Genomic DNA, 25,476 nt, shown 5'->3' on the forward strand with positions numbered 1-25,476 from the left:
CAGCTATGACGGAACAGACCTGGAACAATCCCAAACCAGGCGAGTGGAAGAGCGAAGAACTCAGCCAAGGTCGAATCATGGACTACAAGGCCTTTAATTTTGTGGACGGCGAAGGGGTGCGTTGTTCCCTCTATGTTAGCGGCTGTCTCTTTCATTGTCCGGGTTGCTACAATGTTGCCACCTGGTCCTTCAAGGCAGGGATTCCCTATACCAAGGAGCTAGAAGATCGCATCTTAGCAGACTTGGCTCAGCCCTATGTGCAAGGCTTGACCCTCTTGGGCGGCGAGCCTTTTCTAAACACTGGTACGGTCCTCCCACTCGTAAAGCGAATTCGGAAAGAATTGCCAGAAAAGGATATTTGGTCTTGGACAGGCTACACATGGGAAGAATTGATGCAGGAAACGCCAGACAAGCTGGAGCTGCTCAGCCAGTTGGACATACTCGTAGACGGCCGCTATGACAAAAACAAACGCAACCTCATGTTGCAATTTAGAGGGTCGTCCAACCAACGCATCATTGATGTCCAGCAATCCCTCAAACAAGGACAGGTGGTTATCTGGGAAAAGTTAGAGAAGTAACAAAAGAACTGGAGCCCCAGTTCTTTTGTGGTATAATGGATAGAAATAATGTTCAGAAAGAGTAGAATCATGTACGATTATATCATTGTTGGTGCGGGCTTATCTGGAGCGATTTTTGCCTATGAGGCGACCAAGCGCGGAAAGAAAGTGAAAGTCATTGATAAACGCGACCATATTGGTGGAAATATTTATTGCGAGAAACAAGAAGGGATCAATGTTCATAAGTACGGAGCCCATATTTTTCATACTTCCAATAAGGAAGTGTGGGACTATGTCAATCAGTTTGCAGAGTTTAACAACTATATCAACTCGCCGCTGGCTAACTACAAGGGGCAGTTGTTTAACTTACCTTTCAACATGAACACCTTTTATACCATGTGGGGAACCAAGACGCCTCAAGAAGTGCGTGACAAGATTGCTTCTCAGACCCAACATTTGCAAGATACCGAGCCACAAAATTTGGAAGAGCAGGCCATAAAGTTGATTGGTCAGGATATCTATCAGACTCTTATCAAAGGTTATACCGAGAAACAATGGGGACGGGCTGCAACAGACTTACCTCCTTTTATCATCAAACGCCTACCAGTTCGCTTTACTTATGATAATAACTACTTCAACGACCGCTACCAAGGAATTCCGGTTGGTGGTTATAATGTCATCATCGAAAAAATGCTGGAAGGGATTGAAGTAGAGCTCGGGGTTGATTTTTTTGAACATCGCAGAGCTTTGGAAGCAAGTAGCAAAAAAACCGTCTTTACAGGTATGATTGACCAGTATTTCGATTACAAGTATGGAGAACTGGATTACCGCGGACTACATTTTGAACATGAAGTGCTGGATAGCGATAATTACCAAGGAAATGCCGTGGTTAACTATACGGAAAGAGAAATTCCTTACACACGCATCATCGAGCATAAACACTTTGAGTTCGGTCAGCAAGAAAAGACAGTCATCACCAGAGAATATCCAGCAGATTGGAAACGGGGGGATGAGCCTTATTATCCAATCAATGACGAGAAGAATAACGCCCTTTTTGCTCGCTATGCTGAAGAGGCTCAAGCTTGTCGCGACCGCGTCATCTTCTGTGGTCGCCTCGCAGATTACAAGTATTACGATATGCACGTGGTCATCGAACGGGCCTTGCAAGTCGTGGCAGAGGAACTCGATTCGTAAGACATCACTCCGATTGGGGTGATTTTTTTTGACCAAATTATCTTCCAAACACACAAAAAGCCCTGCAGAACAAGGCTTAAGGAGATATATGAAAATCCTCCCTGTAGGGATCGAACCTACGACCCACGGATTAAGAGTCCGCTGCTCTGCCAGCTGAGCTAAGGAAGGGCAAAATAAAAATGCTGTATTGGTACCGGTTATTCAAAGATTGTATTGATCCCGCACGCTAAAAGCAGGTGGGTGACGTGTTTTTGACTTAGTTGCTTCTGGGTGAACCAGCCTGCATACTGCCAAAAGATCTTTGTCTCCCTAGTAATACAAAAATAGTCGGTCAACACATAGGTATGAATTCGTATACCACAGCAGTTCTTATTTATGATTTAATAATACCACTTTTTTTTGAAAAATCAAGAGGAAAACTGCAAAAATGTAAGCGTTGTCAACAAATGGATGCCGGAATCCTTGATAGATCAAGGATTTTGACTTCTATTTTTTTTCAAATTTTTTATCTTTTCTTGGGTCATACCCAAGGCACGCTCGTATTTGCCAGTGTCGTTGGCGGTAAAGTAATCCGCATGTAGTAACTTATCGGGCAGGTATTGCTGGTCCACCCATTTTTCAGGATAGGCGTGTGGATAGAGGTAGCCTATGGCATTCCCCAGCTTCTTACTGTCGGCATAATGACCGTCTCGCAAGTGATGTGGGATAGGTAGATGGCCGTTTTTCCGCAAATCAGCCAGCGCTGCGTCCATTGCCTGATAGGCAGAATTGGACTTGGGAGAAAGAGCCAAATCAACGACCACATTGGCAATTAAAATCCGTGCTTCTGGGAAGCCGATTTTCTGGGCAGCTTCAAGGGCAGTCACCGTATGAATCTGTGCCTCTGGATTGGCCAAGCCGATATCTTCATAGGCAATGATTGTTAAGCGACGAGCCAGACTAGGCAGGTCTTCCGCCTCGATCAAACGAGCAGCGTAGTGGAGGCTGGCATTGACATCGCTTCCTCGAATGGATTTTTGCAGGGCTGAGAGAATATCGTAGTGGGCATTTCCGTTCTTGTCCATGCTGATGTAGGACTTTTGTAGGCTATTTTCCACAGCGTCCAGATCAATGTGGCGACTACCGTCGTCACTTTTCTTGGTAGAAAGCACAGCTAATTCCAGAGAATTATAGGCGGCACGTAGGTCACCGTTGGTCGCATTTGCTAGGAAATCTAATGCCTCTGGCTCAATGGTGACAGGGAAATCAAAACCTCGTTCAGTATCTGTTAGAGCCTGTTCCAAGGCCTGACGGATATGGTTAGTTTCCAAAGGCTGCAATTCAAAAATCTGTACCCGACTGCGGATGGCAGGGAGAATCGAGAAAAATGGATTTTCCGTCGTCGCACCAATCATGATGATATTGCCATTTTCCAAGAGAGGCAAGAGGAAGTCTTGTTTGGTCTTGTTGAGGCGGTGGATTTCATCGAGCATGAGGACCAGACCACCAGAAAACTTGGCCTCTTCAGCGATTTCCTGCAGGCGTTTTTGGTTGTCCGTCGTGGCATTAAAGGTCCGAAAGGCATACTTGGTCGTGCCAGCAATGGCGGACGCAATCGAGGTCTTGCCAATCCCCGGCGGACCGTAGAGAATCATGGACGACAGCATATTGGCATCAATCATGCGACGGATAATCTTTCCAGGACCGACCAAGTGTTCCTGGCCGATGACATCATCAATGGATTTGGGCCGCATACGAAGGGCGAGATTGGCTGGCATAGGCTTCCTTTCAGTGCATTTATGGTATAATCATTATACTACAATTTTAGGATTTGGAGAGAAACGAAGATGGCGGATTTGACGGTGAGCGTTTTGGAAGAATACTTGCGTGACCACTATGGGACGACAGTTCCAGAGCAAAGTCTCTTTATGAAATTAGTGGAGGAAATTGGTGAAGTGGCAGAGCTACTGAATCAACGTGCAGGCCGTAAGATGATGGATAGCGAAGCTGACAGCTCTACTCTTCTGGCAGAAGAATTAGCTGACGTTATTCACTATGCTGTAGCCTTAGCAGCGGTGAATCAACTAGATTTAACCAAGTCCATTTTGGAGAAAGACAAGCGGGCTTCCGTCAAATACGGTCGAGAAATAAATTTATTGGAATTTATAGAAAAGAGGAAATAGAATGGCGAAACATGGCTTTTTAGATGTGCTGGAAGCGGCACTGGATAAACATTTTACTTATGATTACGAGCTTAATTGGGACAAGAAAAACCATGCAGTTGAGTTGGCTTTCATCCTGGAAGCACAAAATGCGGCTGGAATTGAAACGGTGGATGACGAAGGCAATGCCTCTGCGGAGGATATTTTCCTAGAGGAGTATGTCCTTTTCTACAACCAGGACAAGTCTCGCTTTGACGAGGAAGACTACCTGGTCGCTCTGCCATTTGACGCCAAGAAGGGCTTTTCAGCAGAGTTTCTGACCTACTTCGCAGGTTTTCTCAAGGACACCGCCGACCAAGGCCTAGATGACCTCATGGACTTTTTGGTGGACCCAGAAGCCCAAGAATTTGCGATTGCTTGGGATAGAGAGGCCTTTGAAAAAGGCAGAGCAAAATTGGTAGAGGGGGAGTGTTATCCCTATCCGAGGTATTAGGATGTGAAGGGTGTAGAATGGGCTAGAGAACTGGCTAAAAAGGCACACGCTGTCCAGGTAGATAAGGCTGGTAGACCGTATTTTGAACACCTAGAGGCTGTTGCTTCAAGTGTTCAAACTGAAGATGAAAAAAAGCTTGCCTATCTGCACGATATTGTAGAGGATACGGACTATGATTTGAAAGATTTGTATCACATAGGCTGTGAAAAATATATTCTAGTAGCAATTGACCGCTTGACCAAGAAAAAAGGGCAAGATTATACAGAGTATCTAGAAGGTGTCCGTTCAAATCCCTTAGCAAGAGTTGTAAAGTTGGCTGATTTAAAACACAATTCAGATTTAAGTAGACTTGAAAAAGTAACCCCAAAGGATTTAGAACGTTATGAAAAATATAAACGAGCTATCGAATTTTTAGAATTTAAGGAAAAAAACATGAACTCATGGCAAGAATTAACGATTCACGTGCATCGTGATGCAGAAGAGGCAGTTTCAAATCTCATGATTGAAACGGGCAGTCAGGGGGTGGCTATTAGCGACTCAGCTGACTATGTGGGGCAGGAGGACCGTTTCGGCGAACTCTATCCCGAGGTGGAGCAGTCAGATATGATTGCGATTACGGCCTATTATCCTGATACTGTGGATATTGAGGAAGTTAAGGCAGATTTGGCGACTCGCTTGTCGGATTTGACAGGCTTTGGTTTAGAGACGGGTCAGGTCAGCCTAGAAAGTCAAGAATTGGCAGAGGAAGACTGGGCGGACAACTGGAAGAAATACTATGAGCCAGCCCGCATTACCCATGATTTGACCATTGTACCGTCTTGGACCGACTACGAGGCGACTGCTGGTGAGAAGATTATCCGCCTAGATCCAGGTATGGCTTTCGGTACGGGTACTCATCCAACGACCAAGATGAGCCTCTATGCTCTTTCTCAGGTCTTGCGTGGTGGCGAAACGGTTATCGATGTTGGTACAGGCTCAGGCGTTCTCTCTATTGCCAGTTCTCTCTTGGGTGCTAAGGAGATTTACGCTTATGACTTGGATGAAGTGGCGGTGCGTGTGGCACAGGAAAACATTGACCTCAATGCCAATACTAGCAATATTCATGTCGCAGCGGGCGATTTGCTTCGTGGCATTGACATTGAGGCGGAAGTCATTGTTGCCAACATCTTGGCGGACATTCTCATCCATCTGACCGAGGATGCCTACCGTCTGGTCAAGGACGAGGGTTACCTGATTATGAGCGGTATCATTGCGGACAAGTGGGACATGGTGCGAGCATCTGCGGAGGCGGCTGGCTTCTTCCTTGAGACCCATATGATTCAGGGCGAGTGGAATTGCTGCGTCTTTAAGAAGACGACTGACCGCTCAGGTGTGATTGGAGGCTAGGATGCAGCAGTATTTTGTCAATGGCAGAGCACCGCAGGGCGTGTTCCAGATTAGCGATAAAGACACTGCCAAGCACATGTTTTCTGTTATGCGCTTGCAGGCAGACGACCAGATTGTCCTGGTCTTTGACGATGGTATCAAACGCTTGGCGCGCGTAGTGGATAGCCAGAGCCAATCTGTTGAAATCATCGAAGAGTTGGCAGACAATGTTGAATTACCTGTTTCCGTCACCATTGCTATGGGCTTTCCAAAGGGAGATAAGCTAGAGTTTGTCGCTCAAAAGGCAACGGAATTAGGTATGTCAGCCCTTTGGGCCTTTCCAGCGGACTGGTCTGTGGTCAAATGGGACGGCAAAAAAATAGCCAAAAAAGCAGAAAAGTTAGAAAAAATTGCCCAGGGAGCAGCTGAGCAAAGCAAACGCAATCGCATTCCAGCTGTTCGCTTGTTTGAGAAAAAAGCGGATTTTCTAACTCAGCTGGCAGGATTTGATCAGATTATCTTAGCTTACGAAGAGGCCGCAAAAGAAGGCGAACAAGTCAACTTAGTAAAAATCTTGTCAGGCTTAGAAATCGGCCAATCAGTTCTTGTCATTGTCGGTCCAGAAGGTGGCGTGTCGCCTGAGGAAGTAGCTGCATTTGAAGGAGCAGGAGCGGTCAAGACAGGTCTTGGTCCTCGTATCTTACGAGCAGAGACGGCTCCACTCTACGCCCTTTCTGCCATTAGCTACGCTACGGAATTGTTGAGGTAAATCATGTTTGCCTTAGGAACGCTTATCAATACATTTGCCATCGTCCTAGCAGGTTTGCTAGGGTCTTGGTTTGGTCATCTCTTGAATCCCCGTCATCAATCTGGCTTGACGATGGCTAGTGGTGTTGCCATACTCTTTTTAGGGATTTCTGGAACTTTGACAGGTCTTTTAACAATAGAAAACGGACGCTTAGTTACCCAGAACACCATGCTCTTTGTACTCAGTCTGGCTTTTGGAACCTTTCTAGGAGAAGTCGCCCATATTGAAGGTTGGTTTGAGCGATTGGGGATTTGGTTGCGAGAAAAGTCAGGAAACAGTCAAGATTCCCAGTTTTTAGATGCCTTTTTGACAGCTTCTTTAACCGTATGTATCGGAGCTATGGCTATCATCGGATCCATTCAAGACGGTCTGACAGGAGATTACACCCTCTTGGCTATTAAGAGTATCCTAGACTTCATTATCATTTTCATCATGACAGCTAGTTTGGGAAAAGGAGCGGGATTTTCAGCCGTACCAGTCTTCCTTTTTCAAGGGTCGGTTACGCTTCTAGCGCGTTTGGTTGAGCCTCTGATGACAAATCAAGCGCTCGCCAATCTTTCCTTTATTGGCTCAGCTCTTATCTTTTGTGTCGGAGTCAATATCATCTGGGATAAAAAGATTCGTGTCGCTAATATGCTGCCTGCTATCTTAATTGCAGTTATTTGGAGCTATTTTGCGTGAAAAGCCAGGATTGTCTTGGTTTTTATTGTGTTCTGGTCGCTGACAAAGTCTGTTGTTTCAATCCAAAATTCCCGGATTGTTACATCTTTCTACTATAAATATATACCAGCAGAGGATGCTTTGTTACCATTACCTATCCAGACAGAAAAGATTCAGAAAAATTTATTTTACAAGTTTTCAAAAAAAGTGAGCATAAAGGCTTGCAATGGTGGATAGAATCTGATAGAATGTTCTAGTGCCGTAAAAATTACGGCTTTAGCTTTGATGCAAGAGGTTGCGACACGCTCGGTTGCATTGCCACGTGACCCGTGTTGGTTTTCTTGTGGAGCTAGCCTATTATCTTAAATAGACGAAAAGGAGAAAAAGATGGCAAACAAAAAAATCCGCATCCGCTTGAAAGCGTACGAGCACCGTACACTTGATACAGCAGCTGCAAAAATCGTTGAAACTGCAACACGTACAGGTGCTCAAGTAGCAGGTCCAGTTCCACTTCCAACGGAACGTAGCCTCTACACAATCATCCGTGCAACTCACAAGTACAAAGATTCTCGTGAGCAGTTCGAAATGCGTACACACAAACGTTTGATCGATATCATCAACCCAACTCAAAAAACAGTTGACGCCTTGATGAAATTGGATCTTCCAAGTGGTGTAAATGTAGAAATCAAATTGTAATCTGATTTCAAAGAGTCGAGCGCAGGTTGAAGCCTGTATCTTGGTTTGAGCATAAAAAACGCTCGTTAAAAACTTTTTAACTATAAAAATAAGAAAAGGAATATTTTTCTCATGACAAAAGGAATCTTAGGGAAAAAAGTGGGAATGACTCAAATCTTCACTGAATCTGGTGAATTTATCCCTGTTACTGTCATCGAAGCAACTCCAAACGTTGTTCTTCAAGTGAAAACAGTTGAAACTGATGGTTATGCAGCAGTTCAAGTTGGTTTTGATGACAAACGCGAAGTTTTGAGCAACAAACCTGCCAAAGGCCATGTAGCTAAAGCTAACACAGCTCCTAAGCGCTTCATTCGTGAATTCAAAAACATTGAAGGCTTGGAAGTTGGACAAGAAATTACAGTTGAAACTTTCGCAGCTGGTGATGTTGTTGATGTAACTGGTACATCTAAAGGTAAAGGTTTCCAAGGTGTTATCAAACGCCACGGTCAATCACGTGGTCCTATGGCTCACGGTTCTCGTTACCACCGTCGTCCAGGTTCTATGGGTCCTATTGCACCTAGCCGTGTATTCAAAGGTAAAAACCTTGCAGGTCGCATGGGCGGCAACCGTGTAACAATTCAAAACCTTGAAGTTGTACAAGTTGTTCCAGAAAAGAACGTTATCCTTATCAAAGGTAACGTACCAGGTGCTAAGAAATCTCTTATCACTATCAAGTCAGCAGTTAAAGCTGGTAAATAATAAGGAAAGGGGAAATCAGTCGAAATGGCAAACGTAACATTATTTGACCAAACTGGTAAACAAGCTGGTGAAGTAGTTCTTAACGATGCGATCTTTGGTATCGAGCCAAACCAAGCAGTTGTATTTGATGTGATCATCAGCCAACGTGCTAGCCTTCGTCAAGGTACTCACGCAGTTAAAAACCGTTCAGCAGTCTCAGGTGGCGGACGCAAACCATGGCGTCAAAAAGGAACTGGACGTGCTCGTCAAGGTTCTATCCGTTCACCACAATGGCGTGGCGGTGGCGTAGTCTTCGGACCAACTCCACGTTCATACGCGTACAAACTTCCACAAAAAGTTCGTCGCTTGGCACTTAAATCTGTTTACTCAGAAAAAGTTGCTGAAAACAAATTTGTAGCTGTTAACTCACTTGAATTCACAGCTCCAAAAACTGCTGAATTTGCAAAAGTACTTGCAGCATTGAGCATTGATTCTAAAGTCCTTGTTATTCTTGAAGAAGGCAACGAATTCGCAGCTCTTTCTGCTCGTAACATCCCAGGAGTTAAAGTTGCAACTGCAACAACTGCAAGCGTACTTGACATCGCAAATGCAGACAAACTTCTTGTAACTCAAGCAGCTATCTCTAAAATTGAGGAGGTTCTTGCATAATGAATTTGTATGATGTTATCAAAAAACCTGTCATCACAGAAAGCTCAATGGGCCAACTCGAAGCAGGCAAGTATGTATTTGAAGTTGACACTCGTGCACACAAACTCTTGATTAAGCAAGCTGTTGAAGCTGCATTCGAGGGAGTTAAAGTTGCAAATGTTAACACAATCAACGTGAAACCTAAAACAAAACGCGTAGGTCGTTATGTAGGTCGCACAAACAAAGTGAAAAAAGCAATCATCACATTGGCTGCTGATTCAAAAGCGATCGAATTGTTCGCTACAGCTGACGCTGAATAATCAAAGGAGGAATTAACGTGGGTATTAAAGTTTATAAACCAACGACAAATGGCCGTCGTAACATGACTTCTTTGGACTTCGCTGAAATCACAACAAGCACTCCAGAAAAAAGCTTGCTTGTTGCTTTGAAGAGCAAAGCTGGTCGTAACAACAACGGTCGCATCACTGTTCGTCACCAAGGTGGCGGTCACAAACGTTTCTACCGTTTGGTAGACTTCAAACGTAACAAAGATGGCGTTGAAGCAATCGTTAAAACAATCGAATACGATCCAAACCGTTCAGCAAACATCGCTCTTGTACACTACACAGACGGTGTTAAAGCTTACATCATTGCTCCTAAAGGTCTTGAAGTTGGTCAACGCATCGTTTCAGGCCCAGAAGCAGATATCAAAGTTGGTAACGCACTTCCACTTGCAAACATCCCAGTCGGTACTGTTGTTCACAACATCGAGTTGAAACCAGGTCGCGGTGGTGAGTTGGTTCGTGCTGCTGGTGCATCTGCACAGGTTCTTGGTCAAGAAGGTAAATACGTTCTTGTTCGCCTTCAATCAGGTGAAGTTCGTATGATCCTTGGTACTTGCCGTGCTACTGTTGGTACTGTAGGTAACGAACAACATGGCCTTGTTAACCTTGGTAAAGCAGGTCGTAGCCGTTGGAAAGGTATCCGTCCAACAGTTCGCGGTTCTGTAATGAACCCTAACGATCACCCACACGGTGGTGGTGAAGGTAAAGCACCAGTTGGTCGTAAAGCACCATCTACACCATGGGGTAAACCAGCTCTTGGTTTGAAAACTCGTAACAAGAAAGCTAAATCTGACAAACTTATCGTTCGTCGTCGCAACCAAAAATAATTTATTCTTAGTTGCCTAGCATTCTATATCATCCGCCAACTCGGTAGGGTTTGTTATGGACTGACTATTCCAGCACCTCAGTTTGATTGAAATGCCAGTTTGACGCAGTGGTTGATTGCAGTTTCTAGTAGCATAGCTAGGTCGAAACTTCTAATCAACTGTGCGGGGGCAGGACAACGAACACGGTAACTGGGGTTCTGTCCAGCTCCCAAGCCGCTGTGGTACATATTTTAAAGGAGAAAACACTAAAATGGGACGTAGTCTTAAAAAAGGACCTTTCGTCGATGAGCATTTGATGAAAAAAGTTGAAGCTCAAGCAAATGACGAAAAGAAAAAAGTAATTAAAACTTGGTCACGTCGTTCAACGATCTTCCCAAGTTTCATCGGTTATACAATCGCAGTTTACGATGGACGTAAACACGTACCTGTATACATTCAAGAAGACATGGTAGGTCACAAACTTGGTGAATTTGCACCAACTCGTACTTACAAAGGTCATGCTGCTGACGACAAGAAAACTCGTCGTAAATAATTTAGGAGGAAAACACAATGGCAGAAATTACTTCAGCTAAAGCAACTGCTCGCACAGTACGTGTTTCACCTCGTAAATCACGTCTTGTCTTGGATAACATCCGTGGCAAAAGCGTAGCAGACGCAATCGCAATCTTGAAATTCACACCAAACAAAGCTGCAGGCATTATCGAGGGAGTTTTGAACTCAGCAATCGCTAACGCTGAAAACAACTTTGGTTTGGAAAAAGCTAACTTGGTAGTCAGCGAAGCATTCGCAAACGAAGGACCAACATTGAAACGTTTCCGTCCACGTGCGAAAGGTTCAGCTTCACCAATCAACAAACGCACAGCTCACATCACTGTAGTTGTGGCAGAGAAATAAGGAGGTAAAAACGTGGGTCAAAAAGTACATCCAATTGGTATGCGTGTTGGCATCATCCGTGATTGGGATGCTAAATGGTATGCTGAAAAAGAATACGCGGATTACCTTCATGAAGATCTTGCAATCCGCAACTTTATCAAAAAAGAATTGGCTGATGCGTCAACATCAACAATCGAAATCGAACGTGCTGTAAACAAAGTTATCGTTTCTATCCACACTGCTAAACCAGGTATGGTTATCGGTAAAGCTGGTAGCAACGTTGACGCACTTCGTGCTCAATTGAACAAATTGACTGGTAAGCAAGTACACATCAACATCATCGAAATCAAACAGCCTGATTTGGATGCACACCTTGTTGGTGAGTCAATCGCTCGTCAATTGGAGCAACGTGTGGCATTCCGCCGTGCTCAAAAACAAGCTATCCAACGTGCAATGCGCGCTGGTGCAAAAGGTATCAAAACACAAGTTTCTGGTCGTTTGAACGGTGCTGATATTGCCCGTGCAGAAGGCTACTCTGAAGGAACTGTTCCTCTTCATACACTTCGTGCGGATATCGACTATGCTTGGGAAGAAGCTTTGACAACTTACGGTAAACTTGGTGTTAAAGTATGGATCTACCGTGGTGAAGTTCTTCCAGCTCGTAAAAACACTAAAGGAGGTAAATAACAAATGTTAGTACCTAAACGTGTAAAACACCGTCGTGAATTCCGTGGAAAAATGCGCGGTGAAGCAAAAGGTGGAAAACAAGTAGACTTCGGTGAATTTGGTCTTCAAGCTACTACTAGCTCATGGATTACAAACCGCCAAATCGAAGCTGCCCGTATCGCTATGACTCGTTATATGAAACGTGGTGGTAAAGTTTGGATCAAGATCTTCCCACACAAATCATACACTGCTAAAGCTATCGGTGTACGTATGGGTTCTGGTAAAGGTGCTCCTGAAGGTTGGGTAGCTCCAGTTAAACGCGGTAAGGTTATGTTTGAAGTGGCAGGCGTTTCTGAAGAAATCGCTCGCGAAGCATTCCGCCTTGCTGGTCACAAATTGCCAGTTAAAGTTAAATTCGTAAAACGTGAAGCAGAATAAGGAGAAGACATGAAACTTCAAGAAATTAAAGATTTTGTAAAAGAACTTCGTGGCCTTTCTCAAGAAGAACTTGCTAAGAAAGAAAACGAATTGAAGAAAGAACTCTTCGAACTTCGTTTCCAAGCTGCTGCTGGTCAACTTGAGCAAACTGCTCGTTTGAACGAAGTTAAAAAACAAATTGCACGTATCAAAACTGTGCAATCTGAAGCTAAATAATAGATTGGGAAAGGAGAATTTCAATGGAACGCAATAATCGTAAAGTTCTTGTTGGACGCGTAGTATCTGACAAAATGGACAAAACAATCACAGTTGTAGTTGAAACAAAACGTAACCACCCAGTCTATGGTAAACGTATTAACTACTCTAAAAAGTACAAAGCTCATGATGAAAACAATGTTGCTAAAGAAGGCGATATCGTTCGTATCATGGAAACTCGCCCGCTTTCAGCTACAAAACGCTTCCGTCTTGTAGAAGTTGTGGAAGAGGCAGTTATCATTTAATCAACCTGAAAGGAGAAAATTGACATGATTCAAACAGAAACTCGTTTGAAAGTTGCTGACAACAGTGGCGCACGCGAAATCTTGACAATCAAAGTTCTTGGTGGTTCAGGACGTAAATTCGCGAACATCGGCGACATCATCGTTGCTTCAGTAAAACAAGCTACTCCTGGTGGTGCGGTTAAAAAAGGTGACGTTGTAAAAGCCGTTATCGTTCGTACTAAGACAGGTGCTCGTCGTGCTGATGGTTCTTACATCAAATTCGATGAGAATGCTGCAGTTATCATCCGTGAAGACAAAACTCCTCGCGGAACTCGTATCTTTGGCCCAGTGGCACGCGAATTGCGTGACGGCGGTTTCATGAAAATCGTTTCATTGGCACCAGAAGTACTTTAATCAGATAGTTTTAGGAAATTTGTTACAGACTAGGCAGTTTGTTGTAGATAGTACTTGGGTACATCAAAACAAACTAACGAAGTCTGTGACGAATTTAGTAAACTAGAAAACAAACTAAGTCCCCTGGCCTTCTAGTGGTCAGGGTGCCCATTAGGGCGTAAGAAATAACAGGAGAAATCAAATGTTTGTAAAAAAAGGCGATAAAGTTCGCGTAATCGCTGGTAAAGACAAAGGCGTTGAAGCAGTTGTCGTAACAGCACTTCCAAAAGTAAACAAAGTTATTGTTGAAGGTGTTAACATCGTTAAGAAACACCAAAAACCAAACAGCGAAAACCCTCAAGGCGCTATCGTTGAAAAAGAAGCTCCAATCCATGTGTCAAACGTTCAAGTTCTTGATAAAAATGGTGTTGCAGGTCGCGTTGGTTACAAATTTGTAGACGGCAAAAAAGTTCGCTACAACAAAAAATCAGGCGAAGTGCTTGATTAATCACGAAGGAAAGGAGAAGTATAATGGCAAATCGTTTAAAAGAAAAATATCTTAATGAAGTAGTTCCTGCTTTGACTGAACAATTTAACTATTCTTCAGTTATGGCTGTGCCAAAAGTTGATAAGATCGTTTTGAACATGGGTGTTGGTGACGCTGTTTCTAACGCTAAAAACCTTGAAAAAGCTGCTCAAGAATTGGCTTTGATTTCAGGTCAAAAACCACTTATCACTAAAGCTAAGAAATCAATCGCCGGCTTCCGTCTTCGTGAGGGTGTTGCAATCGGTGCGAAAGTAACTCTTCGTGGCGAACGCATGTATGAATTCTTGGACAAATTGGTTACAGTTTCACTTCCACGTGTACGTGACTTCCACGGTGTACCAACTAAGTCATTCGACGGACGTGGTAACTATACACTTGGTGTGAAAGAGCAATTGATCTTCCCAGAAATCAACTTCGACGATGTTGATAAAACTCGCGGTATGGATATCGTTATCGTTACAACTGCTAACACTGACGAAGAATCACGTGCATTGCTTACTGGCCTTGGTATGCCGTTTGCAAAATAAGAGGGAGAGAATAAATGGCTAAAAAATCAATGATCGCTAAGAACAAACGCCCAGCTAAGTTCTCTACACAAGCTTACACACGCTGTGAAAAATGTGGACGTCCACACTCAGTTTACCGCAAATTCAAATTGTGCCGTGTATGCTTCCGCGACTTGGCTTACCTTGGACAAATTCCTGGCGTAACAAAAGCTTCTTGGTAAGATAAGATGTGAGAGCGTTCAGCAACCAACGCAAAGATAGGAGATTTGACGCAGAAGTTTACTTCTAGGAAAAGTCTATCTTCTTTGCAAAGGTTGTAGCTCGAACTCAATTTTATAAACAAACTCGATACAAAGTTTGCTTGCCGATTTGAACACGGGCGAAAGCCTGTGTGAAAAAGACTAACTTTTCTTGAAACCAGAGTTTCTACGTCAAGTTTTCTATTTTCACGTTGGCTTTTAGCGCCCTTTGTATCATGAATTAACTAGCAAGTGACCTAATCAAACTGCTAGTAAGAGGAGAAACAACAAATGGTTATGACTGACCCAATTGCAGATTTTTTGACACGTATTCGTAACGCTAACCAAGCAAAACACGAAGTGCTTGAAGTACCTGCATCAAACATCAAAAAAGGTATTGCTACAATCCTTAAAAACGAAGGTTTTGTGAAAAACGTTGAATTCATCGAAGATGACAAACAAGGCATCATCCGTGTATTCTTGAAATACGGACCAAACGGTGAAAAAGTTATCACTAACTTGAAACGCGTTTCAAAACCAGGTCTTCGTGTTTACTCAAAACGTGAAGATATTCCTAAAGTCCTTAACGGACTCGGTATCGCAATCATCTCAACATCAGAAGGTCTTTTGACTGACAAACAAGCTCGTCAAAAGAACGTTGGTGGCGAGGTTATCGCATACGTTTGGTAATCTTTTAGCTTCCAATTCCGTCATGTGCCTGTGTTAGAGCGTCTCGTCTTGACATACTCAAGTATGGTCTGCGTCGCTCTGCCTTGCCACATTTAGAAATTGAAACCTAAAAGCATGATACAAACGCGGAGGGACCAGTTCTTCGTGCGTGTTCAAATCAGATTGACTGATTATTTTGTATCATGGAACCAACTAGAGCAAGATTCACTAATTGAACACGCCTACAACTCTTTGAAAAAAGAGAAACTCTCCATAGATGCAAGGCATCTGCAGTCGAGTTCCCTATTTTTCTTCGAGTTGCTTAACGGCTTTGTATCTTGTTCACCCCGTGAAAACTAGTCGCTTGACGGCTTGATAATTTAACAGGAGAATTTAAAATATGTCACGTATTGGTAATAAAATCATTACATTGCCTGCTGGTGTTGAAATTGCTCAAAACAATGGCGTGGTAACTGTAAAAGGACCTAAAGGGGAATTGACTCGTGAATTCCCAACTGCTATTGAAATCCGTGTGGAAGGTACAGAAGTTACTCTTCACCGTCCAAACGATTCAAAAGAAATGAAGACTATTCACGGTACTAGCCGTGCTAACCTCAACAACATGGTTGTTGGTGTTTCTGAAGGCTTCAAAAAAGAACTTGAAATGCGTGGTGTCGGTTACCGTGCTCAATTGGCTGGTAACAAGTTGACACTTGCTGTTGGTAAATCACATCCAGATGAAGTGGTTGCACCAGAAGGTATCACATTTGAAGTTCCAACACCAACACAAATCGTCGTGTCTGGTATCAACAAAGAAGTTGTTGGTCAAACAGCAGCTTACATCCGTAGCCTTCGCGCTCCTGAGCCATACAAAGGTAAAGGTATTCGTTACGTTGGTGAATTTGTTCGCCGTAAAGAAGGTAAAACAGGTAAATAATAGCTTGCTGGGGTGGCTATGCCACCTGGCTGACTATTTCTCAAAATGTTTCGTAAGAAAACAGAATCATACATTAAGAGGTGAATATTGTGATTTCAAAACCAGATAAAAACAAAATCCGCCAAAAACGCCACCGTCGCGTTCGCGGTAAAATCTCTGGAACTGCTGCTCGCCCACGTTTGAACATTTTCCGTTCTAATACAGGCATCTACGCTCAAGTGATTGATGACGTAGCGGGTGTAACGCTCGCAAGCGCTTCTACTCTTGATAAAGAAGTTTCAAAAGGTACTAAGACAGAACAAGCTGTTGTTGTAGGTAAACTCGTTGCTGAACGCGCGGTAGCTAAAGGTATTTCTGAAGTGGTCTTTGACCGCGGTGGATATCTCTATCACGGACGTGTGAAAGCTTTGGCTGAATCAGCTCGTGAAAACGGATTGAAATTCTAATAGGGAGGACACTAAGAAATGGCATTCAAAGATAACGCAGTTGAAATTGAAGAACGCGTAGTAGCCATCAACCGTGTTACAAAAGTTGTTAAAGGTGGACGTCGTCTTCGTTTCGCAGCTCTTGTGGTTGTTGGTGACCGTAACGGTCGCGTAGGTTTCGGTACTGGTAAAGCTCAAGAAGTACCAGAAGCTATCCGTAAAGCAGTTGAATCTGCTAAGAAAAATATGATTGAGGTACCAATGGTTGGTACAACAATTCCTCACGAAGTTCGCTCAGAATTTGGTGGAGCTCGTGTATTGTTGAAACCAGCTGCAGAAGGTTCTGGGGTTGCTGCCGGTGGTGCAACTCGTGCCGTAATCGAATTAGCAGGTATTGCTGATGTGACTTCTAAGTCACTTGGCTCAAACACACCAATCAACATTGTTCGTGCAACAGTTGAAGGTTTGAAACAATTGAAACGTGCTGAAGAAGTGGCTGCACTTCGTGGCATTTCAGTTTCTGATTTAGCATAAGAAAGGAGATACTCATGGCTCAAATTAAAATTACTTTGACTAAGTCTCCAATCGGTCGCAAACCAGAACAACGGAAAACAGTTGTTGCCCTTGGACTTGGCAAATTGAACTCTTCAGTTGTTAAGGAAGATAGTCCAGCTATTCTTGGAATGGTGAATGCTATCTCTCACTTGGTAACTGTAGAAGAAGTAAAATAACTTCGAATTATACAAACAGACTAAGTCGCAGAGAAATCTTTGCGACTTCTAGTCAATTTTACATACAGCGAGTTTGTGGAGGAAGACTCTTGCACTTCACAGGCGCTAGCATACATAAGAGGAGAAAAAATAATGAAACTTCATGAATTACAACCTGCTACAGGTTCTCGTAAAGTCCGCAACCGTGTTGGTCGTGGTACATCATCAGGTAACGGTAAGACTTCTGGCCGTGGTCAAAAAGGTCAAAAAGCTCGTAGCGGTGGTGGCGTGCGTCCAGGTTTTGAAGGTGGACAAACTCCATTGTTCCGTCGTCTTCCAAAACGCGGATTTACAAACATCAACGCAAAAGAGTATGCAATTGTGAACTTGGATCAATTGAACGCTTTTGAGGATGGTGCAGAAGTAACACCAGTTGTATTGATCGAAGCTGGTATCGTTAAAGCTGAGAAATCAGGAATCAAAATTCTCGGGAACGGTGAATTGACGAAAAAATTGACAGTGAAAGCTGCTAAATTCTCTAAATCAGCTGAGGAAGCAATCACTTCTAAAGGTGGTTCAGTAGAAGTCATCTAAGAGGTGACAGCCTATGTTTTTTAAACTTCTAATCGATGCTTTAAAGGAAAAGAGTGTTCGTAAAAAAATCCTTTTTACATTATTTATCCTTTTGGTCTTCCGCGTAGGCACACATATTACTGTCCCGGGAATTAATGCTAAAAGTTTACAAGCTCTATCAGATGTGCCGTTTTTAAACATGATGAGTTTAGTATCTGGTAATGCGATGCGGAATTTCTCGGTCTTTGCTCTAGGTGTTAGCCCCTATATTACAGCTTCGATTATTGTTCAGCTTTTGCAAATGGATTTATTGCCGAAGTTTGTTGAATGGGGTAAGCAGGGAGAAGTAGGTCGTCGTAAGTTGAACCAAGCGACGCGCTACATTTCTTTAGGACTAGCCTTTGTACAGTCTATTGGTATTACTGCTAGCTTTCATGCTTTAACAGGGATGCAGTTGACGACTACTACCTTGACATGGAAAACCTATCTCATCATTGGTACTGTGTTGACAACTGGCTCTATGATTGTGAGTTGGTTGGGTGAACAAATTACGGATAAGGGATATGGCAACGGGACATCTATGATTATTTTTGCTGGTATCATTTCGTCATTACCAGGAACGATTTACGATATCTACGTTGATCGATTTGTTAACATAGATTCTAGTCGATTAGTAGAGTCCGCTATATTTACAGCTTTGTTTGTTATTTTAGTTTTAGTCATTATTTATTTTACGACTTTTATTCAGCAAGCAGAGTATCAGATTCCAATTCAATATACAAAACGTGCTCAAGGAGCACCGTCTAGCTCCTACCTACCTTTGAAACTTAACCCCGCAGGCGTTATTCCGGTTATTTTTGCAGGATCGATAACAGCCATTCCGACTTCTATTATTCAGTTTTTAGCTAGTCAAAATCGTAGCGTTTCATGGTTGTTGGAAGTGCAGAAATACTTCGATTATACTACTGTTCGTGGAATGATTGTTTACGCCGTTCTTATCATCCTTTTCACATTCTTTTATAGTTTTGTTCAGGTTAATCCTGAGAAAGCAGCGGAAAATCTTCAAAAGAGCGGAGCTTATATTCACGGGGTACGCCCAGGAAATGGTACGGAGAAATTTATCTCCAAATTATTAACACGTTTAGCAACTGTTGGGTCACTTTTCCTTGGTTTTGTTGCCTTGTTGCCGATTTTAGCGCAAAATCTTTTTGGTTTATCTTCTAATATCGCCTTTCTCGGTACTAGTTTGATTATCATTATTATGACAAGTATTGAAGGTATTAAACAACTAGAAGGTTACCTATTGAAGAGAAAATATGTAGGTTTTATGGAAGTAAGCGAATAGTTTGCTTTACTGATTTTTATTAATAGTAGGTAGAGTATTCTCTACCTCACTATTTTGTTTTTGTATAAGTTTGTCAATTTTGATAAATTTATATGAAAACAAAATAAGGAGTTTATCATGAATCTTTTAATTATGGGTTTACCAGGTGCCGGTAAGGGGACACAGGCCGCAAAGATTGTTGAAAAATTTAATGTTGCTCATATTTCAACAGGGGACATGTTCCGCGCAGCAATGGCTAATCAGACAGAAATGGGGGTTCTTGCTAAGTCGTATATCGATAAAGGCGATCTTGTTCCTGATGAAGTCACTAATGGCATTGTTAAAGAACGCTTGATTCAAGATGATATCAAGGAAAAAGGTTTCTTATTAGATGGGTATCCTCGTACAATTGAGCAAGCTCATGCTTTAGATGCCAACTTGGCTGATTTGGGAATAAAACTAGATGGTGTTATCAATATTGAAATCGATCCATCGAAATTGGTAGAACGATTAAGCGGACGTATTATCCATAAGGAAACAGGTGAAACCTTCCACAAAATCTTTAATCCACCAGCACCAGGCTATAAAGAAGAAGATTTTTATCAACGTGAAGATGACAAACCTGAGTCTGTTCAACGTCGTTTGGAAGTGAATATCGCGCAGGGGCAGCCGATTATTGAGCACTATCGTGCACAAGGTTTGGTCCATGATATTGAAGGTGACCAAGATATCGAAGTTGTCTTTTCAGAGATTGATACTATTTTATCAAAATTGCAATAAATCAAAGGATTTAGCTTGCGTTTAGACGTCAAATGTGATAAAATAGCCTAGTCTGACTTATAATTGTTACCTCTGTGTTCAGAGGTCATCAAATCGAATTTAGAGAGGGGATACTTTTGCATGGCAAAAGAAGATGTGATTGAAATTGAAGGCAAAGTAGTTGATACAATGCCGAATGCTATGTTTACTGTTGAGTTGGAAAACGGACACCAAGTCCTTGCAACTGTTTCTGGTAAAATCCGTAAAAACTACATCCGTATTTTGGTCGGTGACCGTGTAACTGTTGAGCTTAGTCCTTACGACTTAACACGTGGCCGTATCACATACCGCTTTAAATAATCGAAATACTTGGAGGGAGTAAACATGAAAGTAAGACCATCGGTCAAACCAATTTGCGAATACTGCAAAGTTATTCGTCGTAATGGTCGTGTTATGGTAATTTGCCCAGCAAACCCTAAACACAAACAACGTCAAGGTTAAAATATAGAAAGGAGAAAACATGGCTCGTATTGCTGGAGTTGACATTCCAAATGACAAACGTGTAGTAATTTCATTGACTTACGTATATGGTATCGGACTTACAACTTCTAAGAAAATTCTTGCAGCAGCAGGTATTTCAGAAGATATCCGCGTAAAAGATTTGACATCAGATCAAGAAGATGCTATCCGTCGTGAAGTAGATGCAATTAAAGTTGAGGGTGATCTTCGTCGTGAAGTGAACTTGAACATCAAACGTTTGATGGAAATCGGTTCATACCGTGGTATCCGTCACCGTCGTGGACTTCCTGTCCGTGGACAAAATACTAAAAACAATGCCCGCACTCGTAAAGGTAAAGCCGTTGCGATCGCTGGTAAGAAAAAATAAAATAGGAGGTAGAAAAATTGGCTAAACCAACACGTAAGCGTCGTGTGAAAAAGAATATCGAATCTGGTATCGCACATATTCACGCTACATTTAATAACACTATTGTTATGATTACTGATGTGCATGGTAATGCTATCGCATGGTCATCAGCTGGTGCTCTTGGTTTTAAAGGTTCTCGTAAATCTACACCATTTGCTGCACAAATGGCTGCTGAAGCTGCTGCTAAATCTGCACAAGAACACGGTCTTAAAACAGTTGAAGTTACCGTTAAAGGCCCAGGTTCAGGTCGTGAGTCTGCTATCCGCGCTCTTGCTGCCGCTGGACTTGAAGTAACTGCAATTCGTGATGTGACTCCTGTACCACACAATGGTGCTCGTCCTCCAAAACGTCGCCGTGTATAATCAGTTTAACGATACACTGCTTTTCGTTTAAGAGGGAGTAAGAAATGATTGAGTTTGAAAAACCAACTATAACAAAAATTGATGAAAATAAAGATTACGGCAGGTTTGTAGTAGAGCCACTTGAACGTGGTTATGGTACAACTCTGGGGAACTCGCTTCGTCGTGTACTCCTTGCTTCACTTCCAGGTGCAGCTGTTACATCAATCAAAATTGATGGAGTGTTACACGAATTCGACACAGTTCCAGGTGTCCGTGAAGATGTTATGCAGATTATTCTCAACATCAAAGGCATTGCTGTAAAATCTTATGTCGAAGACGAAAAGAAAATTGAACTTGATGTAGTAGGGCCAGCAGAAGTAACTGCCGGTGATCTTCTCACAGATAGTGATATTGAAATTGTAAACCCTGATCATTATCTCTTTACAATTGCTGAAGGTGCAAGCTTCAAAGCCATTTTAACTGTCGGCTCAGGTCGCGGTTATGTATCAGCTGATGATAATAAAAAAGATGATGCACCTGTGGGGACATTGGCTGTAGATTCAATCTACACACCGGTGAAAAAAGTCAATTACCAAGTTGAACCAGCTCGTGTTGGTAGTAACGATGGATTTGACAAATTAACACTTGAAATCATAACAAATGGTACTATTATTCCAGAAGATGCTTTGGGACTTTCTGCACGTATTTTGATGGAACATCTTGGTCTCTTTACAGACTTAACCGAAGTTGCGAAATCAGCTGAAGTAATGAAAGAAACAGAAGAAGCAGCTGATGATAGAATGTTAGATCGTACTATTGAAGAATTGGATTTATCTGTCCGTTCATACAACTGTTTGAAACGTGCAGGAATCAATACTGTATTTGATTTAACAGAAAAAACAGAACCTGAAATGATGAAAGTACGCAATCTGGGCCGTAAGAGTCTTGAAGAAGTCAAAGTTAAATTGGCTGATTTAGGTCTAGGATTGAAAAAAGATAAATAATATAGGAGGAAAAAATGGCATACCGTAAACTAGGACGCACTAGCTCACAACGTAAAGCAATGTTGCGCGATTTGACAACTGACCTTTTGATCAATGAATCAATCGTAACAACTGAGGCTCGTGCTAAAGAAATCCGTAAAACAGTTGAAAAAATGATTACACTTGGTAAACGTGGCGATTTGCACGCTCGTCGTCAGGCAGCAGCATTTGTTCGTAACGAAATTGCATCTGAAAACTATGACGAAGCTACTGATAAGTACACTGCTACTACAGCACTTCAAAAATTGTTCTCTGAAATTGCTCCTCGTTATGCAGATCGTAATGGTGGATACACTCGTATTCTTAAAACAGAACCACGTCGTGGTGATGCTGCTCCAATGGCAATCATTGAACTTGTATAAGATCATCAATTTTGTTGAGTGTTATGATGATGGAATTCGATTGAATTCTTAGTCTAGCTCTGGTCTACCGCTGGGCTCGTCCCAGCGGGAACACTCATCAGATGAGACGTAACGCTTGTTTACGAAATCACTCTCCTATATGAGAATGACTTCGTAAGCAGGCGTTTTACATTGAATTAAAAAAACGCTCACGATTCTCTCTTGCAGGTGAAAATGAGCGTTTTTTTTTATAGTCTTTTAGTTTGCTTTTAGTACTTGCTCTAACTGTCTGGGAGACGATTAGAAGTTAGAGATAAGTCGAATACCATTCGAATCAAAAAGCTGCAGGTTGCTTCAACAGTCCAGCAAACTGTTGGAGGTTGGAAGTTGTACTTACGATAGCAAGTAATAATCGTACAAGTACGGCAAAGCGAGTTCTCTAATGATGAAATTATTTGAAGTTGGAAATAAGGAAGCGAAGTTTCAAACTACTACTCTTTTCAGGTGGAAGGCTGTAAAGAGAGTGAGAAAGAACTCGACTGGTCTAAAGAAGAGGGGATTATGAAAAGAATCGCTTATAATGGACAGTATAAAAAAGTTATATACTGTTCTTTGAACAATCTTTTGTTTCAAGTTGTTGATCTGAAACAGTCTATCACCAGACTGTTTCACTCCCACCCCCGCGTAGCTCTAACTATCTGGGAGACAGTTAGAGGTTGGAGATGAAATGAACTTTGTTCGCAACAGTCGTAATGGTTAGATTTGGCGTGTACTACGCGAACAAATTTGTCAATCAACCACTGCGCTGAGATGTTGACACGAACTCTGAGAAGTGGCACTGAGCTTTGTCCAGCCTCTTTTCACTCATCAAGGCTCTTGACAACGGTTAGTTTTAATTTTTGAAGGACATTATTTGGCAATCCGTTCTTGATAGGCTTCTCTGGCCTGATCAAAGAGTTCTTGGACCTGCTTAATGGTTTCTGCCTTGGCAACGGCGCCACGAATCTTGGCAGCACCTGCTGATCCACGGAGATAGTGGGGAGCAAGACCACGGAATTCGCGGACGGCAACTGACTCGCCCTTGAGATTGGTCAATCGGGTCAGGTGGTCAAAAGCGACATCAAGTTTATCTTCAAAGGAGAGGTCGGGTAATATTTCACCTGTTTCAAGGTAGTGGTTGATTTGGTTGAAGATGTAGGGATTTCCCATAGCAGTTCGTCCGACCATGACGGCATCGGCGCCGACTTCCTCGATACGCTGACGGGCATCTTCTACATTGCGGATGTCGCCGTTTGCGATGAAGGGAATCTTGGTCAGGCTGGCAGCCACCTTGGTTAAGGTTTCGAGGTCAACTGTGCCTGTGTACATCTGTTCACGGGTTCGTCCGTGCATGGCTAGGGCAGCCACACCGGCACTTTCTGCGGCCAGGGCATTTTCGACCGCTAGGTCGGTATTGTTCCAACCTGTCCGCATTTTAACTGTCAAAGGAATATCGAGAACAGAAGTCACTTCCTTGATGATGTGGTAAATCTTGTCGGGGTCCTTGAGCCACTTGGCACCAGCTTCGTTTTTTACGACCTTGTTGACAGGGCAGCCCATGTTAATATCTACGATATTAGCCTTGGTGTTGGTTTGGATGAAGTCGGCAGCCCGTTTCAGTCCTTCGGCATCACCGCCGAAAAGCTGGATAGACATGGGGTATTCGTTGTCGTCGATATGGAGCATGTGGAGGGTCTTCTCGTTGTTGTAGAGAAGGCCTTTTTCAGAAATCATTTCCATAACGACCAGACCAGCGCCCATTTCTTTGGCAATGGTGCGGAAGGCCGAGTTGGTCACGCCAGCCATTGGGGCCAGCACGCAGCGATTGGGGATTTCCACATCACCAATCATGAAAGGGGTGTTGAGATTAGCCATTGATGAGTTCCTCCAAATCGTTTTCGTCAAAGTGGTAATGGGTCTGGCAGAATTGACAGGTGATGTCCACGCCCTTGTCCTCGTCTTTCATCTCTTGCAGGTCGGTTTTTGGCAGACTAGCCAGAGCATCGAGGAAACGGTCTTTAGAGCAGTCGCAGACAAAGCCGATTTCCTCTTCTGACAGGCGTTTGAAGTCGTCGTCGCCATAAATGGCGGATAGCAGAGCTTCTATATGGTTTTCAGAAGCCAGCAAGCTCGAAATGGCAGGCATTTCTTGGATACGTTTCTCGAAACGGGCAATCTCAGCCTCGGTCGCACCTGGTAAAACTTGCAACAAGAATCCACCGGCTACCTTGACCTTGTCTTCTTCGTCCAATAAAACATTGAGCCCCACCGCAGATAGTGTCTGTTGGCTGTCGGTTAGGAAATAGGCAAAGTCTTCGCCGATTTCACCTGAAATCAGGGGCGTCATGGAATTGTAAGGATGGCCTGTACCGTAGTCTGTGATGACGAGGAATTGCCCATTGCCAACAAGTGGTCCAACGATAACTTCACCTGTTGATGTTCGTTTGTAGTCCAAGTCTGGGTTTTGGATGTAGCCCTTGACCTGACCTTTGGTATTGGCAACGGAGATGATAGCCCCAACGGCCCCGCTGGCTAAGATTTTGAGGGTGATTTTGGTGTCACCTTTTTCGTTGGCTGCTAAAATCTGATTGGCAATAAGGGTCCGTCCTAGAGCCACGGTTGATGAAGCCATGGTGTCGTGTTTTTCTTGAGCTGTTCGAACAGTCTCTGTACTGTCCAAAACATAGGCACGAAAATGCCCACTGTTTGATAGTGTTTTAATAATTTTATCCATAAGGATTATTATAGCACAAGTGAGGAAAATGGGGAAAGGAGATGACTATAAGAAAAAACTGACTA

Annotated in this window: 39 protein-coding genes, 1 tRNA gene and 1 other RNA gene; 36 read left to right on the forward strand and 5 right to left on the reverse strand. The window is 43.0% G+C overall.

Annotated features, from left to right (window positions below; genetic code table 11):
- Positions 1-5 precede the first annotated feature (5 nt).
- Together nrdG and glf are read left to right on the forward strand one after the other, a co-directional pair.
- A complete protein-coding gene (gene nrdG, locus AC4CS8_RS00490) occupies positions 6-578 on the forward strand; it encodes an anaerobic ribonucleoside-triphosphate reductase activating protein (protein WP_493893094.1) in 573 nt (190 codons plus the stop codon).
- A 69-nt stretch (positions 579-647) separates the two neighbouring features.
- Complete coding sequence (glf, locus tag AC4CS8_RS00495) at positions 648-1,751, forward strand: UDP-galactopyranose mutase (protein WP_493893095.1); 1,104 nt, start codon at positions 648-650, stop codon at positions 1,749-1,751.
- 95 nt (positions 1,752-1,846) lie between these two features.
- On the opposite strand, the gene AC4CS8_RS00500 is transcribed toward glf, so the two are convergent.
- The 3 genes from AC4CS8_RS00500 to AC4CS8_RS00510 form a co-directional block, all read right to left on the reverse strand.
- A tRNA-Lys gene (locus tag AC4CS8_RS00500) sits at positions 1,847-1,919 on the reverse strand.
- 7 nt (positions 1,920-1,926) lie between these two features.
- Positions 1,927-2,120, reverse strand: a non-coding RNA gene (gene ssrS / locus AC4CS8_RS00505) — 6S RNA.
- A 101-nt stretch (positions 2,121-2,221) separates the two neighbouring features.
- Entirely contained in the window at positions 2,222-3,508 is a 1,287-nt protein-coding gene (locus AC4CS8_RS00510) for a replication-associated recombination protein A (RefSeq protein ID WP_493893096.1), read from the reverse strand.
- 69 nt (positions 3,509-3,577) lie between these two features.
- Between AC4CS8_RS00510 and AC4CS8_RS00515 the strand changes: the two genes are divergently transcribed.
- The 34 genes from AC4CS8_RS00515 (at position 3,578) to rplQ (ending at position 22,659) form a co-directional block, all read left to right on the forward strand.
- A complete protein-coding gene (locus tag AC4CS8_RS00515; RefSeq protein ID WP_493893097.1) occupies positions 3,578-3,913 on the forward strand; it encodes a MazG nucleotide pyrophosphohydrolase domain-containing protein in 336 nt (111 codons plus the stop codon).
- A gap of 1 nt (position 3,914) precedes the next feature.
- Entirely contained in the window at positions 3,915-4,385 is a 471-nt protein-coding gene (locus AC4CS8_RS00520; protein ID WP_493893098.1) for a DUF3013 family protein, read from the forward strand.
- 432 nt (positions 4,386-4,817) lie between these two features.
- A complete protein-coding gene (gene prmA, locus AC4CS8_RS00525) occupies positions 4,818-5,771 on the forward strand; it encodes a 50S ribosomal protein L11 methyltransferase (protein ID WP_493893852.1) in 954 nt (317 codons plus the stop codon).
- A 1-nt stretch (position 5,772) separates the two neighbouring features.
- Positions 5,773-6,519: a 16S rRNA (uracil(1498)-N(3))-methyltransferase gene (locus tag AC4CS8_RS00530; protein ID WP_493893099.1), complete on the forward strand. Its 747-nt coding sequence runs from the start codon at positions 5,773-5,775 to the stop codon at positions 6,517-6,519.
- A 3-nt stretch (positions 6,520-6,522) separates the two neighbouring features.
- The gene (locus AC4CS8_RS00535; protein WP_493893100.1) at positions 6,523-7,239 is read left to right on the forward strand and encodes a DUF554 domain-containing protein; all 717 of its coding nucleotides are present in this window, start codon (positions 6,523-6,525) and stop codon (positions 7,237-7,239) included.
- Between the two features lie 366 nt (positions 7,240-7,605).
- Complete coding sequence (rpsJ, locus tag AC4CS8_RS00540) at positions 7,606-7,914, forward strand: 30S ribosomal protein S10 (RefSeq protein WP_002939332.1); 309 nt, start codon at positions 7,606-7,608, stop codon at positions 7,912-7,914.
- Positions 7,915-8,025: 111 nt separating this feature from the next.
- Positions 8,026-8,652 (forward strand): 50S ribosomal protein L3, encoded by a 627-nt coding sequence (gene rplC / locus AC4CS8_RS00545; RefSeq protein ID WP_004195488.1) that lies wholly within the window; start codon positions 8,026-8,028, stop codon positions 8,650-8,652.
- 24 nt (positions 8,653-8,676) lie between these two features.
- On the forward strand, positions 8,677-9,300 hold the full coding sequence (gene rplD, locus AC4CS8_RS00550; protein ID WP_004195490.1) for a 50S ribosomal protein L4: 624 nt from the start codon (positions 8,677-8,679) through the stop codon (positions 9,298-9,300).
- Positions 9,300-9,599, forward strand: coding sequence for a 50S ribosomal protein L23 (locus AC4CS8_RS00555; protein ID WP_004195491.1), 300 nt, complete (start codon positions 9,300-9,302; stop codon positions 9,597-9,599). The genes rplD and AC4CS8_RS00555 overlap by 1 nt, the downstream gene beginning before the upstream one ends.
- A gap of 17 nt (positions 9,600-9,616) precedes the next feature.
- Complete coding sequence (rplB, locus tag AC4CS8_RS00560) at positions 9,617-10,450, forward strand: 50S ribosomal protein L2 (protein ID WP_002936663.1); 834 nt, start codon at positions 9,617-9,619, stop codon at positions 10,448-10,450.
- 250 nt (positions 10,451-10,700) lie between these two features.
- A complete protein-coding gene (rpsS, locus tag AC4CS8_RS00565; protein ID WP_000533766.1) occupies positions 10,701-10,982 on the forward strand; it encodes a 30S ribosomal protein S19 in 282 nt (93 codons plus the stop codon).
- A gap of 17 nt (positions 10,983-10,999) precedes the next feature.
- Entirely contained in the window at positions 11,000-11,344 is a 345-nt protein-coding gene (rplV, locus tag AC4CS8_RS00570; protein ID WP_002936662.1) for a 50S ribosomal protein L22, read from the forward strand.
- Between the two features lie 12 nt (positions 11,345-11,356).
- Positions 11,357-12,010, forward strand: a complete 654-nt coding sequence (rpsC, locus tag AC4CS8_RS00575) for a 30S ribosomal protein S3 (RefSeq protein ID WP_002936661.1) — start codon at positions 11,357-11,359, stop codon at positions 12,008-12,010.
- A gap of 3 nt (positions 12,011-12,013) precedes the next feature.
- On the forward strand, positions 12,014-12,427 hold the full coding sequence (gene rplP, locus AC4CS8_RS00580; protein ID WP_024398423.1) for a 50S ribosomal protein L16: 414 nt from the start codon (positions 12,014-12,016) through the stop codon (positions 12,425-12,427).
- A gap of 9 nt (positions 12,428-12,436) precedes the next feature.
- Positions 12,437-12,643 carry a 50S ribosomal protein L29 gene (gene rpmC, locus AC4CS8_RS00585; protein WP_024377707.1) on the forward strand — a complete coding sequence of 69 codons (207 nt, stop codon included), beginning with the start codon at positions 12,437-12,439 and terminating at the stop codon, positions 12,641-12,643.
- A gap of 23 nt (positions 12,644-12,666) precedes the next feature.
- Entirely contained in the window at positions 12,667-12,927 is a 261-nt protein-coding gene (gene rpsQ, locus AC4CS8_RS00590) for a 30S ribosomal protein S17 (protein ID WP_000440801.1), read from the forward strand.
- Between the two features lie 24 nt (positions 12,928-12,951).
- Positions 12,952-13,320, forward strand: coding sequence for a 50S ribosomal protein L14 (gene rplN, locus AC4CS8_RS00595; protein ID WP_004195497.1), 369 nt, complete (start codon positions 12,952-12,954; stop codon positions 13,318-13,320).
- Between the two features lie 181 nt (positions 13,321-13,501).
- Complete coding sequence (gene rplX / locus AC4CS8_RS00600; RefSeq protein ID WP_002936656.1) at positions 13,502-13,807, forward strand: 50S ribosomal protein L24; 306 nt, start codon at positions 13,502-13,504, stop codon at positions 13,805-13,807.
- 23 nt (positions 13,808-13,830) lie between these two features.
- Complete coding sequence (gene rplE / locus AC4CS8_RS00605) at positions 13,831-14,373, forward strand: 50S ribosomal protein L5 (RefSeq protein ID WP_002936653.1); 543 nt, start codon at positions 13,831-13,833, stop codon at positions 14,371-14,373.
- A gap of 14 nt (positions 14,374-14,387) precedes the next feature.
- Positions 14,388-14,573, forward strand: a complete 186-nt coding sequence (locus AC4CS8_RS00610) for a type Z 30S ribosomal protein S14 (protein ID WP_002936651.1) — start codon at positions 14,388-14,390, stop codon at positions 14,571-14,573.
- Between the two features lie 309 nt (positions 14,574-14,882).
- The gene (gene rpsH, locus AC4CS8_RS00615) at positions 14,883-15,281 is read left to right on the forward strand and encodes a 30S ribosomal protein S8 (RefSeq protein ID WP_002936647.1); all 399 of its coding nucleotides are present in this window, start codon (positions 14,883-14,885) and stop codon (positions 15,279-15,281) included.
- Positions 15,282-15,660: 379 nt separating this feature from the next.
- Positions 15,661-16,197 (forward strand): 50S ribosomal protein L6, encoded by a 537-nt coding sequence (rplF, locus tag AC4CS8_RS00620; RefSeq protein ID WP_105138624.1) that lies wholly within the window; start codon positions 15,661-15,663, stop codon positions 16,195-16,197.
- Between the two features lie 89 nt (positions 16,198-16,286).
- Positions 16,287-16,643, forward strand: a complete 357-nt coding sequence (gene rplR / locus AC4CS8_RS00625; protein ID WP_002936641.1) for a 50S ribosomal protein L18 — start codon at positions 16,287-16,289, stop codon at positions 16,641-16,643.
- An 18-nt stretch (positions 16,644-16,661) separates the two neighbouring features.
- Positions 16,662-17,156: a 30S ribosomal protein S5 gene (gene rpsE, locus AC4CS8_RS00630; protein WP_024391473.1), complete on the forward strand. Its 495-nt coding sequence runs from the start codon at positions 16,662-16,664 to the stop codon at positions 17,154-17,156.
- Positions 17,157-17,170: 14 nt separating this feature from the next.
- The gene (gene rpmD, locus AC4CS8_RS00635) at positions 17,171-17,353 is read left to right on the forward strand and encodes a 50S ribosomal protein L30 (protein WP_044765554.1); all 183 of its coding nucleotides are present in this window, start codon (positions 17,171-17,173) and stop codon (positions 17,351-17,353) included.
- A gap of 132 nt (positions 17,354-17,485) precedes the next feature.
- Complete coding sequence (gene rplO, locus AC4CS8_RS00640; protein ID WP_002936637.1) at positions 17,486-17,926, forward strand: 50S ribosomal protein L15; 441 nt, start codon at positions 17,486-17,488, stop codon at positions 17,924-17,926.
- A gap of 13 nt (positions 17,927-17,939) precedes the next feature.
- Entirely contained in the window at positions 17,940-19,250 is a 1,311-nt protein-coding gene (gene secY / locus AC4CS8_RS00645) for a preprotein translocase subunit SecY (RefSeq protein ID WP_493893101.1), read from the forward strand.
- A 117-nt stretch (positions 19,251-19,367) separates the two neighbouring features.
- Positions 19,368-20,009 carry an adenylate kinase gene (locus AC4CS8_RS00650; RefSeq protein ID WP_493893102.1) on the forward strand — a complete coding sequence of 214 codons (642 nt, stop codon included), beginning with the start codon at positions 19,368-19,370 and terminating at the stop codon, positions 20,007-20,009.
- A 120-nt stretch (positions 20,010-20,129) separates the two neighbouring features.
- A complete protein-coding gene (infA, locus tag AC4CS8_RS00655; protein WP_002936627.1) occupies positions 20,130-20,348 on the forward strand; it encodes a translation initiation factor IF-1 in 219 nt (72 codons plus the stop codon).
- 24 nt (positions 20,349-20,372) lie between these two features.
- On the forward strand, positions 20,373-20,489 hold the full coding sequence (gene rpmJ / locus AC4CS8_RS00660; protein WP_001808836.1) for a 50S ribosomal protein L36: 117 nt from the start codon (positions 20,373-20,375) through the stop codon (positions 20,487-20,489).
- 19 nt (positions 20,490-20,508) lie between these two features.
- Positions 20,509-20,874 carry a 30S ribosomal protein S13 gene (rpsM, locus tag AC4CS8_RS00665; RefSeq protein ID WP_049617497.1) on the forward strand — a complete coding sequence of 122 codons (366 nt, stop codon included), beginning with the start codon at positions 20,509-20,511 and terminating at the stop codon, positions 20,872-20,874.
- A 17-nt stretch (positions 20,875-20,891) separates the two neighbouring features.
- Positions 20,892-21,275, forward strand: a complete 384-nt coding sequence (gene rpsK / locus AC4CS8_RS00670) for a 30S ribosomal protein S11 (RefSeq protein WP_057491590.1) — start codon at positions 20,892-20,894, stop codon at positions 21,273-21,275.
- A gap of 44 nt (positions 21,276-21,319) precedes the next feature.
- Positions 21,320-22,258, forward strand: a complete 939-nt coding sequence (locus tag AC4CS8_RS00675; protein ID WP_493893103.1) for a DNA-directed RNA polymerase subunit alpha — start codon at positions 21,320-21,322, stop codon at positions 22,256-22,258.
- Between the two features lie 14 nt (positions 22,259-22,272).
- A complete protein-coding gene (gene rplQ, locus AC4CS8_RS00680; protein ID WP_354363636.1) occupies positions 22,273-22,659 on the forward strand; it encodes a 50S ribosomal protein L17 in 387 nt (128 codons plus the stop codon).
- Between the two features lie 888 nt (positions 22,660-23,547).
- On the opposite strand, the gene dusB is transcribed toward rplQ, so the two are convergent.
- Complete coding sequence (gene dusB / locus AC4CS8_RS00685; protein WP_493893104.1) at positions 23,548-24,552, reverse strand: tRNA dihydrouridine synthase DusB; 1,005 nt, start codon at positions 24,550-24,552, stop codon at positions 23,548-23,550.
- Positions 24,545-25,411, reverse strand: a complete 867-nt coding sequence (hslO, locus tag AC4CS8_RS00690; RefSeq protein ID WP_493893105.1) for an Hsp33 family molecular chaperone HslO — start codon at positions 25,409-25,411, stop codon at positions 24,545-24,547. The genes dusB and hslO overlap by 8 nt, the downstream gene beginning before the upstream one ends.
- Positions 25,412-25,476 lie beyond the last annotated feature (65 nt).

Source organism: Streptococcus sp. NSSLK0004, assembly GCF_059039125.1.

Bases quoted from the DNA above. Each gene is read 5' to 3' on its own strand.
- nrdG (WP_493893094.1), top strand. From the start codon at position 6: ATGACGGAACAGACCTGGAACAATCCCAAACCAGGCGAGTGGAAGAGC.
- glf (WP_493893095.1), top strand. From the start codon at position 648: ATGTACGATTATATCATTGTTGGTGCGGGCTTATCTGGAGCGATTTTT.
- AC4CS8_RS00510 (WP_493893096.1), bottom strand. From the start codon at position 3,508: ATGCCAGCCAATCTCGCCCTTCGTATGCGGCCCAAATCCATTGATGAT.
- AC4CS8_RS00515 (WP_493893097.1), top strand. From the start codon at position 3,578: ATGGCGGATTTGACGGTGAGCGTTTTGGAAGAATACTTGCGTGACCAC.
- AC4CS8_RS00520 (WP_493893098.1), top strand. From the start codon at position 3,915: ATGGCGAAACATGGCTTTTTAGATGTGCTGGAAGCGGCACTGGATAAA.
- prmA (WP_493893852.1), top strand. From the start codon at position 4,818: ATGAACTCATGGCAAGAATTAACGATTCACGTGCATCGTGATGCAGAA.
- AC4CS8_RS00530 (WP_493893099.1), top strand. From the start codon at position 5,773: ATGCAGCAGTATTTTGTCAATGGCAGAGCACCGCAGGGCGTGTTCCAG.
- AC4CS8_RS00535 (WP_493893100.1), top strand. From the start codon at position 6,523: ATGTTTGCCTTAGGAACGCTTATCAATACATTTGCCATCGTCCTAGCA.
- rpsJ (WP_002939332.1), top strand. From the start codon at position 7,606: ATGGCAAACAAAAAAATCCGCATCCGCTTGAAAGCGTACGAGCACCGT.
- rplC (WP_004195488.1), top strand. From the start codon at position 8,026: ATGACAAAAGGAATCTTAGGGAAAAAAGTGGGAATGACTCAAATCTTC.
- rplD (WP_004195490.1), top strand. From the start codon at position 8,677: ATGGCAAACGTAACATTATTTGACCAAACTGGTAAACAAGCTGGTGAA.
- AC4CS8_RS00555 (WP_004195491.1), top strand. From the start codon at position 9,300: ATGAATTTGTATGATGTTATCAAAAAACCTGTCATCACAGAAAGCTCA.
- rpsS (WP_000533766.1), top strand. From the start codon at position 10,701: ATGGGACGTAGTCTTAAAAAAGGACCTTTCGTCGATGAGCATTTGATG.
- rplV (WP_002936662.1), top strand. From the start codon at position 11,000: ATGGCAGAAATTACTTCAGCTAAAGCAACTGCTCGCACAGTACGTGTT.
- rplP (WP_024398423.1), top strand. From the start codon at position 12,014: ATGTTAGTACCTAAACGTGTAAAACACCGTCGTGAATTCCGTGGAAAA.
- rpmC (WP_024377707.1), top strand. From the start codon at position 12,437: ATGAAACTTCAAGAAATTAAAGATTTTGTAAAAGAACTTCGTGGCCTT.
- rpsQ (WP_000440801.1), top strand. From the start codon at position 12,667: ATGGAACGCAATAATCGTAAAGTTCTTGTTGGACGCGTAGTATCTGAC.
- rplN (WP_004195497.1), top strand. From the start codon at position 12,952: ATGATTCAAACAGAAACTCGTTTGAAAGTTGCTGACAACAGTGGCGCA.
- rplX (WP_002936656.1), top strand. From the start codon at position 13,502: ATGTTTGTAAAAAAAGGCGATAAAGTTCGCGTAATCGCTGGTAAAGAC.
- rplE (WP_002936653.1), top strand. From the start codon at position 13,831: ATGGCAAATCGTTTAAAAGAAAAATATCTTAATGAAGTAGTTCCTGCT.
- AC4CS8_RS00610 (WP_002936651.1), top strand. From the start codon at position 14,388: ATGGCTAAAAAATCAATGATCGCTAAGAACAAACGCCCAGCTAAGTTC.
- rpsH (WP_002936647.1), top strand. From the start codon at position 14,883: ATGGTTATGACTGACCCAATTGCAGATTTTTTGACACGTATTCGTAAC.
- rplF (WP_105138624.1), top strand. From the start codon at position 15,661: ATGTCACGTATTGGTAATAAAATCATTACATTGCCTGCTGGTGTTGAA.
- rpsE (WP_024391473.1), top strand. From the start codon at position 16,662: ATGGCATTCAAAGATAACGCAGTTGAAATTGAAGAACGCGTAGTAGCC.
- rpmD (WP_044765554.1), top strand. From the start codon at position 17,171: ATGGCTCAAATTAAAATTACTTTGACTAAGTCTCCAATCGGTCGCAAA.
- rplO (WP_002936637.1), top strand. From the start codon at position 17,486: ATGAAACTTCATGAATTACAACCTGCTACAGGTTCTCGTAAAGTCCGC.
- secY (WP_493893101.1), top strand. From the start codon at position 17,940: ATGTTTTTTAAACTTCTAATCGATGCTTTAAAGGAAAAGAGTGTTCGT.
- AC4CS8_RS00650 (WP_493893102.1), top strand. From the start codon at position 19,368: ATGAATCTTTTAATTATGGGTTTACCAGGTGCCGGTAAGGGGACACAG.
- infA (WP_002936627.1), top strand. From the start codon at position 20,130: ATGGCAAAAGAAGATGTGATTGAAATTGAAGGCAAAGTAGTTGATACA.
- rpmJ (WP_001808836.1), top strand. From the start codon at position 20,373: ATGAAAGTAAGACCATCGGTCAAACCAATTTGCGAATACTGCAAAGTT.
- rpsM (WP_049617497.1), top strand. From the start codon at position 20,509: ATGGCTCGTATTGCTGGAGTTGACATTCCAAATGACAAACGTGTAGTA.
- AC4CS8_RS00675 (WP_493893103.1), top strand. From the start codon at position 21,320: ATGATTGAGTTTGAAAAACCAACTATAACAAAAATTGATGAAAATAAA.
- rplQ (WP_354363636.1), top strand. From the start codon at position 22,273: ATGGCATACCGTAAACTAGGACGCACTAGCTCACAACGTAAAGCAATG.
- dusB (WP_493893104.1), bottom strand. From the start codon at position 24,552: ATGGCTAATCTCAACACCCCTTTCATGATTGGTGATGTGGAAATCCCC.
- hslO (WP_493893105.1), bottom strand. From the start codon at position 25,411: ATGGATAAAATTATTAAAACACTATCAAACAGTGGGCATTTTCGTGCC.